The sequence below is a fragment of the Aeromonas allosaccharophila genome, from assembly GCF_016026615.1.
Taxonomy (GTDB): Bacteria; Pseudomonadota; Gammaproteobacteria; order Enterobacterales; family Aeromonadaceae; genus Aeromonas; species Aeromonas allosaccharophila.
Genome location: NZ_CP065745.1, coordinates 427,106 through 445,276, shown reverse-complemented (window position 1 = coordinate 445,276; position 18,171 = coordinate 427,106). Strand labels below are relative to the sequence as shown.

17 protein-coding genes are annotated in these 18,171 nt (G+C 58.6%); 11 read left to right on the top strand and 6 right to left on the bottom strand.

Features of this window, described 5'->3' with window-relative positions; all coding sequences use genetic code 11:
• The first annotated feature begins 14 nt into the window (after window positions 1-14).
• The 3 genes from I6G90_RS02000 (at window position 15) to mltB (ending at window position 2,509) form a co-directional block, all read left to right on the top strand.
• Window positions 15-665, top strand: coding sequence for an ATP-binding cassette domain-containing protein (locus tag I6G90_RS02000; RefSeq protein WP_197929509.1), 651 nt, complete (start codon window positions 15-17; stop codon window positions 663-665).
• Between the two features lie 14 nt (window positions 666-679).
• Complete coding sequence (locus I6G90_RS01995; RefSeq protein WP_197929508.1) at window positions 680-1,294, top strand: CDP-alcohol phosphatidyltransferase family protein; 615 nt, start codon at window positions 680-682, stop codon at window positions 1,292-1,294.
• A gap of 132 nt (window positions 1,295-1,426) precedes the next feature.
• The gene (gene mltB, locus I6G90_RS01990; protein WP_139407548.1) at window positions 1,427-2,509 is read left to right on the top strand and encodes a lytic murein transglycosylase B; all 1,083 of its coding nucleotides are present in this window, start codon (window positions 1,427-1,429) and stop codon (window positions 2,507-2,509) included.
• Between the two features lie 102 nt (window positions 2,510-2,611).
• Here mltB and pgm read toward each other — a convergent pair whose 3' ends face one another.
• A complete protein-coding gene (gene pgm, locus I6G90_RS01985) occupies window positions 2,612-4,261 on the bottom strand; it encodes a phosphoglucomutase (alpha-D-glucose-1,6-bisphosphate-dependent) (protein ID WP_197929507.1) in 1,650 nt (549 codons plus the stop codon).
• A 58-nt stretch (window positions 4,262-4,319) separates the two neighbouring features.
• Window positions 4,320-4,829, bottom strand: coding sequence for a replication initiation negative regulator SeqA (gene seqA, locus I6G90_RS01980; RefSeq protein ID WP_197929506.1), 510 nt, complete (start codon window positions 4,827-4,829; stop codon window positions 4,320-4,322).
• Between the two features lie 274 nt (window positions 4,830-5,103).
• Between seqA and I6G90_RS01975 the strand changes: the two genes are divergently transcribed.
• The 4 genes from I6G90_RS01975 to fldA are packed head-to-tail and all read left to right on the top strand — an operon-like array spanning window position 5,104 to window position 7,044.
• Window positions 5,104-5,886, top strand: a complete 783-nt coding sequence (locus tag I6G90_RS01975) for an alpha/beta fold hydrolase (protein WP_232254399.1) — start codon at window positions 5,104-5,106, stop codon at window positions 5,884-5,886.
• 55 nt (window positions 5,887-5,941) lie between these two features.
• Complete coding sequence (locus I6G90_RS01970; protein WP_033138903.1) at window positions 5,942-6,163, top strand: DUF2788 domain-containing protein; 222 nt, start codon at window positions 5,942-5,944, stop codon at window positions 6,161-6,163.
• A gap of 20 nt (window positions 6,164-6,183) precedes the next feature.
• Window positions 6,184-6,480, top strand: coding sequence for a LexA regulated protein (gene ybfE, locus I6G90_RS01965; protein WP_005334297.1), 297 nt, complete (start codon window positions 6,184-6,186; stop codon window positions 6,478-6,480).
• A 39-nt stretch (window positions 6,481-6,519) separates the two neighbouring features.
• Window positions 6,520-7,044 carry a flavodoxin FldA gene (gene fldA / locus I6G90_RS01960; protein ID WP_005334298.1) on the top strand — a complete coding sequence of 175 codons (525 nt, stop codon included), beginning with the start codon at window positions 6,520-6,522 and terminating at the stop codon, window positions 7,042-7,044.
• 90 nt (window positions 7,045-7,134) lie between these two features.
• On the opposite strand, the gene I6G90_RS01955 is transcribed toward fldA, so the two are convergent.
• Complete coding sequence (locus I6G90_RS01955) at window positions 7,135-7,608, bottom strand: DUF4442 domain-containing protein (protein WP_197929504.1); 474 nt, start codon at window positions 7,606-7,608, stop codon at window positions 7,135-7,137.
• Between the two features lie 242 nt (window positions 7,609-7,850).
• Between I6G90_RS01955 and fur the strand changes: the two genes are divergently transcribed.
• The gene (fur, locus tag I6G90_RS01950) at window positions 7,851-8,279 is read left to right on the top strand and encodes a ferric iron uptake transcriptional regulator (protein ID WP_005334301.1); all 429 of its coding nucleotides are present in this window, start codon (window positions 7,851-7,853) and stop codon (window positions 8,277-8,279) included.
• A gap of 117 nt (window positions 8,280-8,396) precedes the next feature.
• On the opposite strand, the gene glnS is transcribed toward fur, so the two are convergent.
• The 3 genes from glnS to nagE all read right to left on the bottom strand — a co-directional run bounded on the left by glnS (window position 8,397) and on the right by nagE (window position 14,676).
• Window positions 8,397-10,058: a glutamine--tRNA ligase gene (gene glnS / locus I6G90_RS01945; protein WP_075112111.1), complete on the bottom strand. Its 1,662-nt coding sequence runs from the start codon at window positions 10,056-10,058 to the stop codon at window positions 8,397-8,399.
• A 353-nt stretch (window positions 10,059-10,411) separates the two neighbouring features.
• A complete protein-coding gene (locus tag I6G90_RS01940; RefSeq protein WP_197929502.1) occupies window positions 10,412-13,075 on the bottom strand; it encodes a beta-N-acetylhexosaminidase in 2,664 nt (887 codons plus the stop codon).
• A gap of 122 nt (window positions 13,076-13,197) precedes the next feature.
• Complete coding sequence (gene nagE / locus I6G90_RS01935; protein ID WP_197929500.1) at window positions 13,198-14,676, bottom strand: N-acetylglucosamine-specific PTS transporter subunit IIBC; 1,479 nt, start codon at window positions 14,674-14,676, stop codon at window positions 13,198-13,200.
• A 273-nt stretch (window positions 14,677-14,949) separates the two neighbouring features.
• On the opposite strand from nagE, the gene nagB reads away from it, so the two are divergent.
• From nagB to nagC, 3 genes are read left to right on the top strand one after another with little or no spacing between them, the layout of a single operon-like run.
• Window positions 14,950-15,750: a glucosamine-6-phosphate deaminase gene (gene nagB, locus I6G90_RS01930; RefSeq protein WP_139709121.1), complete on the top strand. Its 801-nt coding sequence runs from the start codon at window positions 14,950-14,952 to the stop codon at window positions 15,748-15,750.
• Between the two features lie 9 nt (window positions 15,751-15,759).
• Window positions 15,760-16,905 (top strand): N-acetylglucosamine-6-phosphate deacetylase, encoded by a 1,146-nt coding sequence (nagA, locus tag I6G90_RS01925; RefSeq protein WP_111806542.1) that lies wholly within the window; start codon window positions 15,760-15,762, stop codon window positions 16,903-16,905.
• 4 nt (window positions 16,906-16,909) lie between these two features.
• Window positions 16,910-18,124 carry a DNA-binding transcriptional regulator NagC gene (nagC, locus tag I6G90_RS01920; protein WP_042057499.1) on the top strand — a complete coding sequence of 405 codons (1,215 nt, stop codon included), beginning with the start codon at window positions 16,910-16,912 and terminating at the stop codon, window positions 18,122-18,124.
• The last annotated feature ends 47 nt before the right edge of the window (window positions 18,125-18,171 follow it).

Below are 18,171 nucleotides of genomic sequence, written 5' to 3'. Positions count from 1 at the left end.
ATGGAAATCGCCATATGCTGAGCACCACGCCTCTTCGACTCTATCTGGATGAAAATCTGCTGCTCTCGCTGCCCGCCCTCCAGGTGGTCCCCGGCGAGGTGTTGACCCTGATGGGCCCCAGCGGTTGTGGTAAAAGCTCCCTGCTGGCAGGGCTCGCCGGAGTACTGCCGGGTGCGCTGACAGATAGCGGCCCCATCCGGCTGGAGGGGGATATAAGGCTCGGCGAGCGGTTACTCAACACCTTGCCACCGCAAGCGCGGCGCATCGGCATGCTGTTTCAGGATGACTTGCTGTTTGACCATCTGACGGTGGCGGAGAACCTGATGTTCGGCATGCCGGCGACCATCAAGGGAAAACGCGCGCGGCGGGAAAAGGCACTGGCCGCATTGGCACAGGTCGCGCTGGCGGATCAGGCTGACAAGCTGCCGCCGCTGCTATCGGGGGGTCAGCGGGCGCGGGTCAGCCTGCTGCGGGCGCTGTTGGCGGAACCCGACGCCCTGCTGCTGGACGAGCCCTTCTCCCGCCTCGACAGGCCGCTGCGGGCCGCCTTTCGCGAGCTGGTGTTCGCCCAGATCAAGGCGTTGGCCATCCCCGCCATCCTGGTGACCCACGACGAAGAGGATGCGCCGGGCACCATACTCAATCTCACCGAATCCTGTTTTTAACCGAGGAGTTCACTTTGTTTGACCGCCACCTGATCCCCGTGATCCGCAGCCCCCTCACCCAACTCGCCAAGCCGCTCTGCCGGGCAGGGATCAGTGCCAATCAGGTGAGCCTCACCGGCTTTGCCATCGGCATGCTGGCGTTGCCGCTGCTGGCCTTTGGCTGCTATCAATGGGCACTGGTGGCCATCCTGCTCAACCGACTGCTGGACGGGCTCGATGGCGCCGTGGCGCGGGAAACCGGCATCACCGACTGCGGCGGCTTTCTCGACATCACGCTCGACTTTATTTTCTACGCCGCCGTCGTGCTGGGCTTTGCCCTCGCCGCCCCCGCCAATGCGCTGCCCGCCGCCACCCTGCTGTTTGCCTTTATGGGCACAGGGTCGAGCTTTCTGGCGTTTGCCATCATGGCGGGCAAGCGGGGCATCGACAATCCGGTCTATCACCACAAGTCACTCTACTATCTGGGCGGCCTCACCGAGGGGAGCGAAACCATAGCCCTCTTTATGCTGATGTGCCTGTGGCCCGCCGCCTTCGCCCCGCTCGCCTACGGCTTTGCCCTGCTCTGCGCCATCACCACCCTGACCCGGCTCTGGAGCGGTTACCACACCCTGCGTCACACCCCGCGCTAAACAGCGCAGCCCTCACCGGAGGGCTAATCTATCGTACGATGAATTGGTGGCCAACGAGGCGCACGGAACACTTGCACGCGGATGACAATGTTTTACCATGACGACACTTTTGTCAGTCTCTTTGAGAACCCTATGCGTCGCCTTGCCTCTCTTCTCACTCTGTCGTTATTCCCCCTGCTCGGTGGCTGCAGCAGCGCCCCGGCCCCCAAGCCCGTGGTCAAACCTCAACCCAACAGTGCCTTTATCAATCAGGCGCCATCGAGCAAACCCGTTTACACACAAGGGGTTAGCAAGGGGGATTTCGCCAATCGCCCCAATGTGGACCGATTCGTCCAGAAGATGGTCGAGAAGCACGGTTTTGACAGCGCCCAGTTGCATCAGGTGCTGGCTCAGGCAGAGCGCTACGACTGGATCATCCGCCTGATGGATGCCCAGGCACCGACCACCGCCAAGCCCACCGGCCCGACCGGTGCCTGGAACCGCTATCGCGCCAAGTTCATCACCCCCGACAACGTGCAAAACGGCGTCAACTTCTGGCGTGAATACGCAAGCGAGCTCAACCGGGCGGAGCAGATCTACGGGGTGCCGCCGGAGATCATCGTCGGCATTATCGGGGTCGAGACCCGCTGGGGCCGAGTGATGGGCAAGACCCGCATTCTGGATGCGCTGGCCACCTTGGCATTTGACTACCCGCGCCGCGCCGAGTTCTTCACCAGCGAGCTGGAAGCCTTCCTGGTGATGACTCGCGATGAAGGGATGGATCCTGCAGAACCCAAGGGCTCCTACGCCGGGGCCATGGGCTATGGCCAGTTCATGCCCTCCAGCTTCCAGCGCTATGCGGTGGACTTTGACGGCAACGGCCACACCAATTTGTGGGATCCGGTGGATGCCATCGGCAGCGTCGCCAACTACTTCAAGGCCCACGGCTGGGAGAAAGGCCAACCGGTGGCGGTGCGCGGTCAGGGCCAGCTGCCCGGCTATGAGCACGGCTTCCAGACCCGCTACCCGGTCGCCACCCTGCGACGCGCAGGGCTCACCCCCACCAGCACCCTCGGAAATCACAGCGAGTCGAGCCTGCTGCGCCTAGATGTGGGCACCGGCTACCAATACTGGTACGGCCTGCCCAACTTCTACACCATCACCCGCTACAACCACAGCACCCACTACGCCATGGCGGTGTGGCAGCTGGGTCTGGCGGTGAAGGCGGCACGCTGACAACTCGCTGGTATAAAACAGACAATAAAAAAGGAGCCATCATGGCTCCTTTTTTATATCCAACGTTCAACCCCATCAGGGGCTCAAGGATGGCTACCTGATTTAGACGCCTGCCTTGGCCAGCGCAGCAGAGACGATCTGCTGGGCTTCCTGCTGGATCAGATCCAGGTGTGCCTCACCCTTGAAGCTCTCCATGTAGATCTTGTAGATGGACTCGGTGCCGGAGGGGCGCGCCGCGAACCAGCCGTTCTCGGTCACCACCTTGAGGCCACCGATGGCGGCATCGTTGCCCGGCGCCTTGGTCAGCTTGGCGATAATGGGCTCACCGGCCAGAGTTGAGGCTTCTACCAGCGCCGGATCCAGCTTGGAGAGCACCGCTTTCTGGGCGCTGTTGGCCGGGGCGTCGATGCGGCGATAGCTGGAGCGACCGAACTTGGCTTCCAGCGCGTCGTAGTGGGCCTGGGGATCCTTGCCGGTCACGGCCAGGATCTCGGCGGCCAGCAGCGCCAGAATGAAACCATCCTTGTCGGTGGTCCAGACGGTGCCATCTTTGCGCAGGAAGGAGGCGCCAGCGCTCTCCTCGCCACCAAAGCCGAACTCGCCGCTGTAGAGGCCATCCACGAACCACTTGAAGCCGACCGGCACCTCTTTGAGGGTGCGGCCAATCTCGCCGGCAACCCGGTCGATCATCGAAGAGGATACCAGCGTTTTGCCGACCGCAGACTCTTTGGACCAGCCGGTACGATGGGTAAACAGATACTGGATTGCCACCGCCAGATAGTGGTTCGGGTTCATCAGGCCGGACTTGGTGACGATGCCGTGACGGTCATAGTCGGGGTCGTTGCCAAGGGCGATGTCGAACTTGTCTTTAAGGGCAATCAGGCTCGCCATGGCGAACGGGCTGGAGCAGTCCATCCGGATCTTGCCGTCTTTATCCAGGGTCATGAAGGAGAAGGTCGGGTCGACCTTGTAGTTCACCACCTCGATATTCAGGCCATAGGTCTTGGCGATGACATCCCAGTAGGCGACGCCGGAGCCACCCAGCGGATCGACACCGATCTTGATGCCCGCGTTCTTGATGGCATCCATGTCCAGCACATTCTTCAGATCATCCACATAGGGGGTGACATAGTCGTGCTCCACCACGAACGGGCTCTTGAGCGCTTCGGCGAACGGCATCCGTTTCACGCCGGCCAGACCCGCTTCCAGAATGGCGTTGGCACGGTCTTCCACCCACTTGGTGATCTCCCCTTCGGCGGGGCCTCCGTGTGGCGGGTTGTATTTGAAGCCACCATCTTCCGGCGGGTTGTGAGACGGGGTGATCACCACGCCGTCAGCGCGTGCAGCCGGTTTGCCTGCATTGTGGCGCAGGATGGCGTGAGAGATGACCGGGGTCGGCGTAAAGCCCATACCAGCCTGAATGCGGGTTTCAACGCCGTTGGCCGCCAGCACTTCGACTGCGCTGGCAAAGGCGGATTCGGACAGGGCGTGAGTATCCATGCCGACAAACAGCGGGCCAGTGATGCCGGCCTGCTGGCGATACTCCACAAGGGCCTGGGTCACCGCCAGAATATGGGATTCGGTAAAGGCGCTGTGCAGGGCGCTGCCACGGTGGCCGGAAGTACCGAAGGCAACTCGCTGCTCGGGGCGGCTCATGTCCGGCTTGTTGAGGTAGTAGGCACTGACCAGACGGGGGATGTTGGTCAGGTCGCTTAAACGGGCCGGCTGACCGGCGTGGGAATGCTGAGCCATGGCGTTTTCCTTGCGTAATGGCGGCCTTGCCGGGCAAGGCCTGAGTCTTGATAAACCGTTAAATGGCGCCACACACCTGCGCGATCACCTCTTCGCCATAGCCCATGCTGGCCATCAGCTGGGCCACCATATTCTGCTTGCGGCTGGTGTTGGTGTTGGTGATCACCCAGAACGGGGTCTCCGGTACCGGCTTGGGCTTGGTGGTGCTACCACTGGCACGCAGAGCCTCGGGATCCCGTGAGAAATAGACGCGCTTGCGCCCCTTGATTTCGGTGGCCTGGGTAAACCCGACCGGATCGTCCCGGTAGAGGGTACTCAGCACCTGCATGAAGCGGTTGATGGACTTCTCTTCTTTTTGCAGCTCACCGGAATCGAGCAGGGCTTGCAGCCCTTGCCGGGTGGCTACCGCACTGGGCTGCGCAACGGCAACGTGCTCGGTAACCGGCATACGTTGGTGAGCAGGTTGTTCCAGCAGACGGCGCAGGATATCGGAGGCACTCTCACCAATGTGCCGGGTCTGGCTGGCGATATAGAAGTAGAGATCGTCATCAAGCTCGATGGTTTTCATAGGGATGCGCTGGACTCGTCGAAATTCGGATGCGGCGATTATACATAGGCAAACCCGACAGCCCAAGCAAGGGGCTGGCAGATGTACATGAATCTCATCGAGAATACGGCATAATAGCGGGCCAAGTGTGTGATCAGCCGCACTGATAGCCGATCCGGACGGGATTTTTTAGAAAAAAAACCACATTTATTTCCCATCCGTTGGACGAAATCCTTTTCTTTCCAGTGCGTTAAATAAAACAGCGATACGCACTCACGACCGACAAGGTGTCATTTTGCAACAAAACAGCATATTGAACTTCAAGGAGCAGGGTCAGGGCCCGGCAGTCATTCTGATCCACGGCCTGTTTGGCAGCCTCGACAACCTCGGCCTGCTGGCCCGTGCCCTCTGCGAGCAATACAGGGTTATCAGCGTCGATCTGCGCAACCACGGCGCCTCCTTCCATGGCAGCGAGATGAGCTATCCGGCGCAGGCGGCCGATATCCTGACCCTGATGGATCGGCTGAATATTGCCGACGCCACCCTGATTGGCCACTCGATGGGCGGCAAAGTGGCGATGCAGGTTGCCAAGCTGGCGCCTGCACGTGTAAGCCGTCTAGTCGTCGCCGATATGGCGCCGGTCGCCTATCCCCACTCCCGCCACCAGAATGTGTTCGCCGGACTGAATGCCACCCTGCACACGCCGCCAAAAAACCGCAGCGAAGCGGAAGCCATGTTGGCCGAACATATCGAGATCGCCGGGGTGCGCCAGTTCCTGCTCAAATCCTTCGCCAAAGGCGAGCATGGCTGGGGGTGGCGCTTCAATGTGCCTGCGCTTGAGCAAAACTACGCCAACATCATGGGCTGGCCAGAAGATGAACGTAGCTTCGAGGGGCCGGTGCTCTTTATCAAGGGGGGGGATTCTGACTATATGCAACCGCAATACAGCGAGGCGGCACTGGTCCAATTCCCGGCGGCAAAGGTGCGTGTCATCGCCGGCACCGGCCACTGGCTGCATGCGGAAAAACCGGCTCTGTTCAACAAATTGGTTGTGGATTTCCTGTCGACAGGCGGTTAACAGTTTCAAATCCTTTGTGATATAGTGCGCCCGTCATAAGGAGTGTGCGCAATCCATGCTAAGTGAACATATCGACCTGATCGAAAGTTTGGGCCTGAAATTATTTTTTCTGGCGATTTTCATCTTGATTGGTCTTGCCATTCATGACGTGCTCAAACGCGGCAATGTGCCCCGTTTCGGCCGTTTTATCGTCTGGTTGGTACTGTTTCTGGGTTGTGCGGGTTTTGTCGCCAAGGGGCTGATCGAACTGGGCTGGGAAGGCTCAGGACTCGGCTAACTTATTTTCATCTGTGATGTATGGCCAAACAGCAAACTGATCGAACAACACTGGATCTGTTCGCAAATGAGAAGCGCCCCGGCAGGCCAAAGACCAATCCACTCCCCCGCGAGACCCAGCTCAAGATCAACAAGCGTAACCAGCTTAAGCGCGATCGGGAAAATGGGCTGAAGCGGGTAGAGTTAAAGGTGGAGGCCGAGTTGCTGGAGCGCCTGAACCAACTTGCGTTACAACAGAACATCAGCCGAGCCGAGCTGATCCAATCTATTCTGAAACAACAGATTGAGTCCGCCTTTGCGGTGGACATTGCAGTCTGAGCGTTGAGCATTAACACCAAATACGGGTAACTAAACACTATGGCAAGTGTAGGTCTGTTTTTTGGCAGCGATACCGGTAACACCGAAGCTGTCGCCAAGATGATCCAGAAAGAGCTGGGCAAAAACCTGATTGAAGTCCGCGACATCGCCAAGAGCAGCAAGGCCGACATCGAGAGCTTTGACCTGCTGATGTTCGGCATCCCGACTTGGTACTATGGCGAAGCCCAGGCCGACTGGGACGACTTCTTCCCTGATCTGGGCGAAATCGACTTCACCAACAAGCTGGTCGCCATCTTCGGTTGCGGTGATCAGGAAGACTACTCCGAGTACTTCCTCGACGCCATGGGCACCCTGCGTGACATCGTCGAAGCCAAAGGCGCCATCATCATCGGTCACTGGCCGACAGCCGGCTACGAGTTTGAAGCCTCCAAAGCGCTGGTCGATGACAAGCACTTTGTCGGTCTGGGTATCGATGAAGATCGCCAGCCGGAGCTGACCGCCGAGCGCGTCAAGGGCTGGTGCAAGCAGCTGCACGAAGAGATGTGCCTGGGCGAGCTGGAGTAATCCGCTTCCCCTCATACCTCTGACAACAAGGGCCCCGACGGGGCCCTTGTTGTATCTGCAAGTGGCGATGCCTGCCTTTATTCACCCCTGTTATTCACCTCTGTGCTCCGGTTTGGCTCGCACATAGAGGGTGCGCTTGACCTGAGCCACCAGCTCGCCGCTCTTGTCCTGTACCGTGACCTCGAATTCTGGGAAGTGTTTGTTGCCACCTTCAGTCGCCGCCACGATTTCGGCCAGCTTGCCCTCGGTCAGGTTGAACTCGGCCACCAGCTTGCCCTTGCCCGGCTTGATGTAGTTGATGCTGCCCGCCTTGTCCCAGACGTAATAGCGGTTCTTGAAGTAGCCCATCAGCATCAGCGGATAGATGGGATCCGTCATGGCAAACATGCTGCCGCCAAACTGGGTGCGGTTGGCATTCTTGTTCCACCAGCGGGATTTCAGGGTGACCCGACAGTAGCGAAAGTCATCGCTCAGGGTCTCTATCTTGATACCGGCGCCCCAGAAGGGGGGCCAGGCGTTGAGTGCGCGACGCACCCAGGCCGCATTGCCAAAAAGCCAATCCATGGATCTCATCCGACCAGAAATATGAAAGTTACATCTTATCAACATCTGCCATGCCGGCAAGTCGGACGACACGATTGATTATTTCAATCCAATCGGCCATTTAGGGCTAAACCCCTTGAATTACTGGGTTTATTTTTAGGGAGGCTACGACCTATAATGACAGGCCAAGCGAGTTCAAGGTTGCCATTCCTGCGGCAGTCCATCAGAATAACCCCACCTTCGAGAATGCGAATAAGTAGAATATGGCAGACAACAACCAAGCGTTAAAAAAGGCCGGGCTCAAGATCACCCTGCCCCGGGTCAAAATCCTGGAAATCCTGCAACAGCCGGATTGCCAGCACACCAGCGCCGAAGATCTCTATAAACGACTGATCGACCTGGGTGAAGAGATTGGTCTCGCTACCGTCTATCGCGTTCTCAACCAGTTTGATGATGCCGGTATCGTTACCCGTCACCACTTCGAAGGTGGCAAGTCGGTATTCGAGCTGGCGACTCAGGAGCACCACGACCACCTGGTTTGCCTCGACTGTGGCAAGGTGATCGAGTTCTCCGACGAGGTGATCGAACAGCGCCAGCGCGAGATCGCCAAGAAATTCAATATCCGTCTCACCAACCACAGCCTCTACCTCTACGGTCACTGTGCCACCGGTGAGTGCAAGCACGACGAATAAGTCGGCCGCTACTTGCAGATAACGGACGATAAAAAAGCCAGCTGATGCTGGCTTTTTTATCGTCCGGCGCAGGCCGTCTGGCATCACACAGGGCAGGGTCTCCCCTGCCCCATCGGCTTAGCCTTCTACCTTGCCCCAGGAGTCGCGCAGGGCAACGGTGCGGTTGAACACCAGATGCTCCGGGCTGGAGAGCTTGTTGTCGGCGCAGAAGTAACCTTCACGCTCAAACTGGTAAGCCTGCTCCGGCTGGGCGCTCTTCAGGGAGGCCTCGACACGGGCACCCTCGATGATCACCAGTGAATCCGGGTTCAGCGCGGCTTCAAAGTCATCCTCGGCACCCGGGTTCGGTACCTTGAACAGACGATCGTAGAGACGCACTTCAGCCGGCAGGGAGTGAGTGGCGCTGACCCAGTGGATCACCCCTTTCACCTTGCGGCCATCGGCCGGATCCTTGCCCAGAGTCTCGGGATCGTAGGAGCAGTAGATGCAGGTGACCTTGCCATCGGCATCTTTCTCGATGCGCTCGGCCTTGATCACATAGGCATTGCGCAGACGCACTTCCTTGCCCAGCACCAGACGCTTGAACTGCTTGTTCGCCTCTTCTTTGAAGTCCGCTTCATCGATGAAGATCTCGCGGGTGAAGTTCAGCTCGCGGGTACCCATCTCGGCGTTGCTCGGGTGGGCCGGGGCAGTCAGCACTTCATCGGCAGCCAGATTCTCGATGACCACTTTCACCGGATGCAGCACGGCCATGGCGCGCGGCGCATGCTCGTTGAGGTCTTCGCGGATGCAGGCTTCCAGCATGCTCATCTCGACGATGTTGTCCTGCTTGGTCACGCCGATGCGCTTGCAGAACTCGCGGATGGAGGCCGGGGTGTAACCACGACGACGCAGACCGGAGACGGTCAGCATGCGCGGGTCATCCCAACCATCGACGTGCTTCTCGGTCACCAGCAGGTTCAGCTTGCGCTTGGACATGACGGTGTATTCGAGGTTCAGACGAGAGAACTCGTACTGACGGGGGTGGCAATCGATGGTGATGTTGTCCAGCACCCAGTCGTACAGACGACGGTTGTCCTGGAACTCCAGGGTACAGATGGAGTGGGTGATCCCTTCCAGCGCGTCCGAGATGCAGTGAGTGAAGTCATACATCGGGTAGATGCACCACTTGTCACCGGTCTGGTGGTGGTGGGCAAACTTGATGCGGTAGATCACCGGATCGCGCATCACCATGAAGGGAGAGGCCATGTCGATCTTGGCGCGCAGGCAGGCGGTGCCTTCGGCGAACTCGCCGTTCTTCATCTTGGCAAACAGCGCCAGGTTCTCTTCCACGCTGCGATCGCGGAACGGGCTGTTCTTGCCGGCTTCAGTCAGGGTGCCACGGTACTCGCGCATCTGCTCGGGCGTCAGCTCGTCCACATAGGCCAGACCCTTTTCAATCAGCTCGATGGCGTAGCCGTGCAGCTTGTCGAAATAGTCGGAGGAGTAGCAGATCTCGCCGCTCCACTGGAAGCCGAGCCACTGCACATCCTGCTTGATGGACTCTACGTATTCGATATCTTCCTTCACCGGGTTGGTGTCATCGAAACGCAGGTTGCACTGGCCCTGATAGTCGCGAGCGATGCCGAAGTTCAGGCAGATGGACTTGGCGTGGCCGATATGGAGATAACCGTTCGGCTCGGGCGGAAAACGGGTATGCACGCTGCTGTGCTTACCGCTGGCCAGATCTTCATCAATGATCTGACGAATAAAGTTAGTTGGGCTGTTCGCCTGACTCATGGCTCACCTCAAAAAAGCGTCACTGGCGGAAGTTGTGCCGGCTGGCACCCTCATCCCCCCGCCGTCAAGCCGGGTATGATCCCTCATTACGGGCGCTGCCTCAACCTGAATTTGGCACTTCCGGGCCATTTCCCGGCCATTGCGCCACTAAAAACGGGCAGGGTTGGCACATTGCGCAGCAAATGGATAAAAAAGCCCCGCACAAGGCGGGGCTGAAAGTGATGAAAAACAAAACAGACAATTACACACAACAAAGGCTCACACGCACAGTCAACCTTTCCCAAACCCGATGCGCCATCGCCCTTGGGAAAGGCGGGTCTTGCGACCCACCTTGCATTAACGGTTGACTGCTATCAGTTCAGTTCGGTGACGCGGCTGGTGCGCTTGCCATCGAAGCTGGTGGTACGCAGGTAGACCTTGCCATTCACGCTCGGCTTGGCCGCGGCGTCATAGGCACTCCAGTTGGTGCCGTCCAGGCTGTACTGGATGGGCAGACCCGGCAGGTCCACGTTCGCTTCCAGCACACCGTTCACCACTTTGGCACCCGGTACGGAGAGGCGGTATTCAACACCGGCCTGATCCAGTTTCGGCAGCACGCGCTGACCCAGGACGTTGGCAAACTGATTCCACTCTTTGTTGAGGGTGGCCTTGTTGACATGCTTGGTCTCGCCGGAGAACTCGCGGTTCTTCACGTAATCCAGCTCGAAGCCACCTTTGTGCCAGGCACGCTCGGCCACGGAGAAGATACGCGGGTAGACCATGTACTCGTACTGAGCATCGGTACGCACGGTTTCACTCCACTGCTGACCGGAGATCCCCTTGAACTTGACCGGATCCTGGTCACCCTTGGCCACGAAGGCGTTGCCGTCGCGGTCAACCGAGGTTTCGGCGTTCTGCGGCAGGTTTTCCGGGGCGAAGGCGAACACCTTGCGAGTGTCGTTGAAACGGGTTGCCCAGTAGTAGCCACGCTCGGCCGGGTGTACTTCGTTCGGGAAGTCGAAGTAGAGGTAATCCGGGTTGGACAGCACCACTTCGTAACCCTTGTGCGCCCACTTCATCGCTTCGTTGAAGCCACCCCAGTAGAGGGTTTCCCAGAAGTTGACTCGAGTGTTGTCGGTGGCGAAGTCTTTGGCACCGCTGGCGTACTTCAGGCCATCTTCCCACGCCTGCAGGGTAGAGAAGCCGCGGTCTTTGACCATCTGGCCCACTTCCTTGGCGAAGTAAACCGGCAGCTCGCCCACTTCTTTGATCTTGCCATCGTCGATCATCTTCTGGCACATCGGGGACTTGCCAAACGGCTTGTCCTGCTTGCTGGAGTCAACGTTGCCTTTCCAGGCGACCAGCTCTTCTTTCTTGGTGACGGCCGGATCCTGGAATCCCGCACCTTGCATGATGTTCTTCGCCTCGTCACCACCGTAGTGCCATGCGGTCAGCGGCTGACCGGCGGCCTGGTGCATCTGGGCAACTTCATCCATCACCTTGGCCACGAAGGTGGCAGCACCTGGCTGGCAAGGGTTGATGAAGGACATCTTGTCGTAGTACTGAACCGAGGTGACGTTGGAGGTATCCGCCGGGTCAGTCAGACGGAACTGGTTGGCTTCCGCCTCTTTGCCTTCCGCCATCAGACGCTTGTAGCGCGCTTCCATGGAGACCACGGCGGCACGGGCGTGTGCAGGCATGTTGATCTCGGGCACCACGGTCACACCGCGGGCCTTGGCGTAACGCACCAGATCCACGTAGTCAGACTTGCTGTAGAAACCGGAACCCTGGTTGTCGCTGGTCGGGCCGGAACCCAGTTGCGGCATCAGGCACTTGGTTTCGGACTCGTCGTGGCAACGCTGGCTACCGACCTGGGTCAACTCAGGCAGACCCGGGATCTCCAGACGCCAGCCTTCATCGTTGGTCAGCCCCAGATGCAACACGTTGAGCTTCATGGCAGACATCTGGTCAACCAGCTTCTTCATGGTATCCAGGCTGCGGAAGTGACGGGCCACGTCGGTCTGCATGCCACGGTATTCAAAGCGCGGCGCATCCTCGACGGTCATCGGGCTCACCAGTTTGTCATCAACACCCAGCAGGGAGATCAGGGATTGGGCACCCCAGTATGCTCCGTCGATGTCGCGACCCTGGATCACGGTGCCTTTCTGACCGATGGTCATGTCATAGCCTTCAGCATGCTTGAGCTTGCTGCCGAGCTTGATTGTCACTGGGTAGCCGGTGTCGGAGAGGGTAACACCCAGCTTGGTCAGTTGAGCCTTCAGGGCCTCGGCGCGATCGCTTGGCAAGTCCAGGGCATTGAGTTTGATGGTGGAGAAGTCAACCTGCGGGCCGGCCTTGACCACTTGCTTCTGCGGAGTCGGCAGGATCTGATTGTCAATCTTGCCAGCTGGCAGCAGCGCGCTGGTCTGGTTGGCCGCGAAACGGGTTTCGCTGTTCATCAGGATGTTCTTGTCATCCTTGGTGCGCTTCCAGCCATCGGCCGGCATCGGCTTCTGGTAGCTGCTGGCATCGTCGATGTTGCTCATGCTGGCCAGCACTTTCGGCTCGGCACCTTCGCTGGCGACATACCAGTTCGGCATCACATCAGATTCGAACAGTGTCCAGTATTCCACCACCAGCGGCACTTCGACCGTGGCGTCCTTGGCAAAGCCCTGGAACTTCTCGGTTGGCGTCAAACGATAAAGATCGCCGGTCAGGTGGGTGATGGTGAACTGGTCGTTATCCACCCGCTGGAGACGACGGATGGAGGAGACGTAGATGCTCCAGTCTTTGGAGGTCACATCAGCACCGGTGTTGGTCAGGTGCAGCTTGGCAACGCCGCAGCTCGCCCACTCTGAACCGAGCGCCTGGCAATCGAGGCCGGCACCGGCACCGTCATTGGTGACCAGCTCATACTTGACCACCAGGTTGCTGGCGAGGGAGTCGACCACGGCCTGCTTGGCGGCATCGGCTGCCAGCGCAGGGCCGGCAAAAACAGTAGACATAGCAATGGCTAACAGAGAATGTTTCAAGTTCATAACTGCTGCTCTCATTTGAAGTAAAGGTTGGAATTTCTTGGCTTTTTTTATATTGGGCCCCGGAGCGGGGCCCTTAATTATGTCAACAATGGACTTAGACTTGAGGCGAGCGAGGGGCTCGATTAACGCAGGGCTTTCATCTCACCGGCGATGATTTCGGCCAAGGGGCCCAGAATCACCTGCAGGTTCTGCTCACCGAGTTTGACCACACCGGCCGCACCCAGGGCTTTCAGCTTGCGCTCATCGACAACGCTGCGATCTTTCAGAGTCAGACGCAGACGGGTGATGCAGGCATCGATGGAGACCAGGTTCTCTTGACCACCCAGCACTTCCAGGTATTGCTTGGCCAGCTCGGTACGGTTGGTAGATTGAGCGGCAGCCGGAGCTGTGTCCTCATCTTCCTCACGACCCGGGGTTTTCAGGTTCAGCTTGGCAATCACTGCGCGGAACACCACGTAGTAGAGACCGAAGAACACCAGACCCTGAGCAAGCAGCATGTACCAGTTGGTCGCCAGCGGGTTACGGCTGGAGAGCACCATATCCACCAGGCCAGCACTGAAGCCGAAACCAGCCATCCAGTGCATGGAGGCAGCGATGAACACGGAGATACCGGTCAGTACGGCGTGGATGACATACAGTACCGGCGCCACGAACATGAAGGAGAACTCGAGCGGCTCGGTGACACCGGTGAAGAAGGAGGCAAAGGCAGCTGCGATCATGATGGAGGCAACTTTCTCTTTGTTCTCTTTCTTGGCGGAGTGGTAGATGGCCAGAGCGGCACCCGGCAGACCGAACATCATGATGGGGAAGAAGCCAGCCTGGTACATACCGACCACGCCTTTCACCTGATCCAGACTCTTGCCAGCGGCCAGTGCGGCATCGATGGTAGCCTGACCACCCAGGAAGTTCGGGATGTCGTTGATACCGGCCACGTTGAACCAGAACACGGAGTTCAGAGCGTGGTGCAGACCAATCGGGATCAGCAGACGGTTGAAGAAGGCGTAGATACCGGCGCCGGTAGAGCCCAGGCTCACGATGGATTCACCGAAGGAGACCAGACCACCGTAAATGACCGGCCATACCGCCATCAGGATGAAGGAGACGACGATCATCACGACGGAGGTTACGATCGGTACCAGACGGCGACCGGAGAAGAAGGAGAGTGCCTTGTGCAGCTCGACACTGCTGAAGCGGTTGTACAACTCAGCAGCGATAACACCGCACAGGATACCCACGAACTGGTTGTTAATTTTGCCGAAAGCAGCTGGCACCTGATCAAGTGGTATCCCTTTGATCATAGAGACAGTCGCCGGGCTCAGCAGGGTGGTAACGACCAGGAAGCCGACCAGACCTGCCAGGGCAGCAGAACCGTCTTTATCCTTGGACATACCGTAAGCGACACCCACCGCAAACAAGGTGGACATGTTATCAATCAGTGACGAACCCGCCTTAATCAGGAAGGCAGCCAGCGCGCTGTCACCACCCCAACCATTCGGGTCAATCCAGTAGCCAACCCCCATCAGGATCGCTGCGGCAGGCAATACCGCTACCGGCACCATCAGGGCACGGCCGATCTTTTGCAAATAACCGAGAATGTTCACGGTTCCTCTCCTTAGTTAATGTTTTTCTAGAAATTAAGTGCTTATCACGTTTGACGCATAAGCCATCAAGGCTTGATTGGCAGTCTAGGGCTTTTATTTCGCTGCGCAAATTAATAAACCGATAATCGTGATCGTTATCACCCAAACAAGATAAAGGTGGTGGATAGATGTGGCTTAGTTCGCAATCTTTATTTACGCTATAAAACAACTTGAATCCGTCTTAGCCAATTGCCACCGCCAACCCGGTCGCAACCCGAAACAGAGGTATCCATCATGCGCCTGATCCCGTTGAAATCTGCCAGCCAAGTAGGCCTCTGGTCTGCCCGTTACATCGTTGACCGCATCAACGCGTTCAAGCCGACGGCGGATCGCCCCTTCGTACTGGGTCTGCCGACCGGTGGTACTCCGCTCAACACCTACAAGCGCCTGATCGAGTTGCACAAAGCCGGTGAAGTGAGCTTCCAGAACGTGGTCACCTTCAACATGGACGAGTACGTCGGCCTGCCGGAAGATCACCCGGAGAGCTACCACAGCTTCATGCACAACAACTTCTTCTGTCACATCGACATTCGCCCCGAAAACATCAACATCCTCAACGGCAATGCCGACGATCTGGTGGCCGAGTGCAAGCGCTACGAAGAGAAGATCAAGTCCTACGGCAAGATCCACCTGTTCATGGGTGGCGTGGGTAACGACGGCCACATCGCATTCAACGAACCGGCCTCTTCCCTCTCCTCCCGCACCCGGGTCAAAACCCTGACCGAAGATACCCGCATCGCCAACTCCCGCTTCTTTGGCGGCGACATGGAGCAGGTGCCCAAGCTGGCGCTGACCGTGGGTGTCGGCACCCTGATGGATGCCGAAGAGATCATGATCCTGGTCACCGGTCACGCCAAGGCACTGGCCCTGCAAGCCGCCGTGGAAGGCAGTGTCAACCACATGTGGACCATCTCCACCCTGCAACTGCATCCGAAGGGAATGATGGTGTGCGACGAGCCCTCCACCATGGAGCTCAAGGTCAAGACCGTCCGCTACTTCCAGCAGCTGGAAGCCGCCAACATCGGCCGTCTGTAAGGAGTCGTCATGTACGCATTGACCAACTGCACCCTCTACACCGGCAGCTGCGTGCTGACCGGCTACGGGGTGCTTGTCGAGGGCGACAAGATTGTCGCCATCTCGCACCTGGCCGAGCTGCCAGCGGGCATCGAGCAGATTGACCTGAAGGGTGCCAACCTGACCGCCGGTTTTATCGACGTGCAGCTCAACGGCTGTGGCGGGGTGATGTTCAACACCGACATCACCACCGAGACCCTGGCGACCATGCAGGCCGCCAACCTCAAGTCCGGTACCACCAGCTTCCTGCCGACCCTGATCACCAGTCCGGATGCCGACATGAAGCAGGCCGTTGCGGTCACCCGCGACTACATGGCGGCCAACCCCAACGAGGTGCTGGGCGTCCACCTGGAAGGGCCCTACACCAACCTCAAGCGCAAGGGGATCCACCCTGCCGCGCAAATTCGCCAGCCAGCGGACGAGATGATCGACTTCTTCTGCGCCAACGCGGATGCCATCACCAAGATCACCCTGGCACCGGAGCGCAATGAGCCAGCCCATATCCGCCGTCTGGTGGAGGCGGGTATTCTGGTCTCTGCCGGTCACACTGCCGCCAGTTACGATCAGGCGATGGCCGGGTTCGATAACGGGATCCGCTTTGCGACCCACCTCTACAACGCCATGACCCCGACCCTCAACGGTCGCGAGCCGGGCGTGGTGGGCGCCATCTATGATCGCAAGGATGTCTATGCCGGCATCATCGTCGATGGTCACCACGTTCACTGGGCCAACGTACGACTGGCACACAAGGTGCTGGGTGAGCGACTGGTGCTGGTCACCGATGCCACCGCCGCTGCCGGCGCGCCGGAAGGCTTTGAGAAATTTGATTTTTGTGGCACCACCGTCTTTTTACGCGATGGTCAGTGTGTCGACGAGAATGGTACACTCGGCGGTTCCTCCCTCACCATGATTGAGGGGGTGGAAAATCTGGTCAAGCAGGTCGGATTACCGCTCGATGAAGCACTGAGAATGGCCAGCCTCTACCCCGCTCGCGCCATTGGATGGGACTCACGTCTCGGTAGTATCCAGGTCGGTAAAGTAGCCAACCTCACTGTCTTCGATCAGGACTTCACGGTCCGTGGGACCGTGGTTAACGGACACTACACACAACAGTGACATCATGACTGGCGGACAAATAGCAAACGTAGATCTTATCAAGCAGGTGAACAGTGCCGCTGTATATCGGCTCATTGACCTGCAAGGCCCCATCTCCCGGGTCAAGATTGCCGAGTTGAGTCAGCTGGCCCCGGCCAGCGTGACCAAGATAACCCGGCAACTGATCGAGCATGGCCTGATCAAGGAGACCTCACCGCAAGCCTCTACCGGCGGGCGGCGAGCCATCTCGTTGACCACCATCAAACAACGCTTTCAGTTTGTCTCTGCCAAGCTGGGCCGTGGCTACCTGCAACTGAGTCTCTATGACCTCGATGGCAAGGAGCTCGACCAGCACGTCACTCAGGTGACCGAGATCGACCAGCAACCCGTGGTCGACATGCTGCTGCGGGAGATTGGCGCCTTTATCGATGCCAACCGCGAACGCAGCCGCAACCTGATCAGCATCGCACTGACCATGCCGGGTCTGGTCAACCCGGAATCCGGTATGGTCATCTACACCCCCAAGTACCAGATCCGCAATCTGGGACTGGCGAAGCTGTTGGAAAACCACTTTAACCTCCCCTGCTACGTGGGTAACGACACCCGCTCGCTGGCACTGGCCGAACACTTCTTCGGCGAGTCCCGCGACTGCATGGACTCCATTCTGGTGAGTGTCCACCAGGGCACCGGCTCCGGGATCATCACCAAGGGTCAGGTGTTCCTCGGTCAGAACCGCAACGTCGGCGAGATCGGCCATATCCAGGTCGAACCGCTCGGCAAGCGCTGTCACTGCGGCAACTTCGGCTGCCTCGAGACCATCGCCTCCAACGAAGCGATCATCGACAAGGTGAAGGAACTCATCAGCCGCGGCCACCAGAGCGCGCTGCAGGAGAAGCACATCACCATTCAGGAAGTGTGCAAGGCCGCCATGGCCGGCGATGAACTGGCCCGCAGCGTCATCGAGAACGTGGGTGAGCATCTGGGACGGGCGGTGGCCATTACGGTCAACCTGTTCAACCCGCAGAAGGTGCTGATCGCCGGCGAAATCACCGCCGCCGAAGAGATCCTCTTCCCGGCCATCCGTCGCTGCGTCGAGCATCAATCCCTGCCGAGCTTCCACCGTGGCCTGCCCATCGTGAAGGCCCGCTTCCAGAACCAGCCGACCTATGGCGGCTTTGCTCTGGTCAAGCGCGCCCTGCTGGAAGGGGATCTGCTGCAGATCATCATGGAGCAGAAGTAAGGCACAGCCTTGCGAGACAACAAAACGGCAGCCAGTGGCTGCCGTTT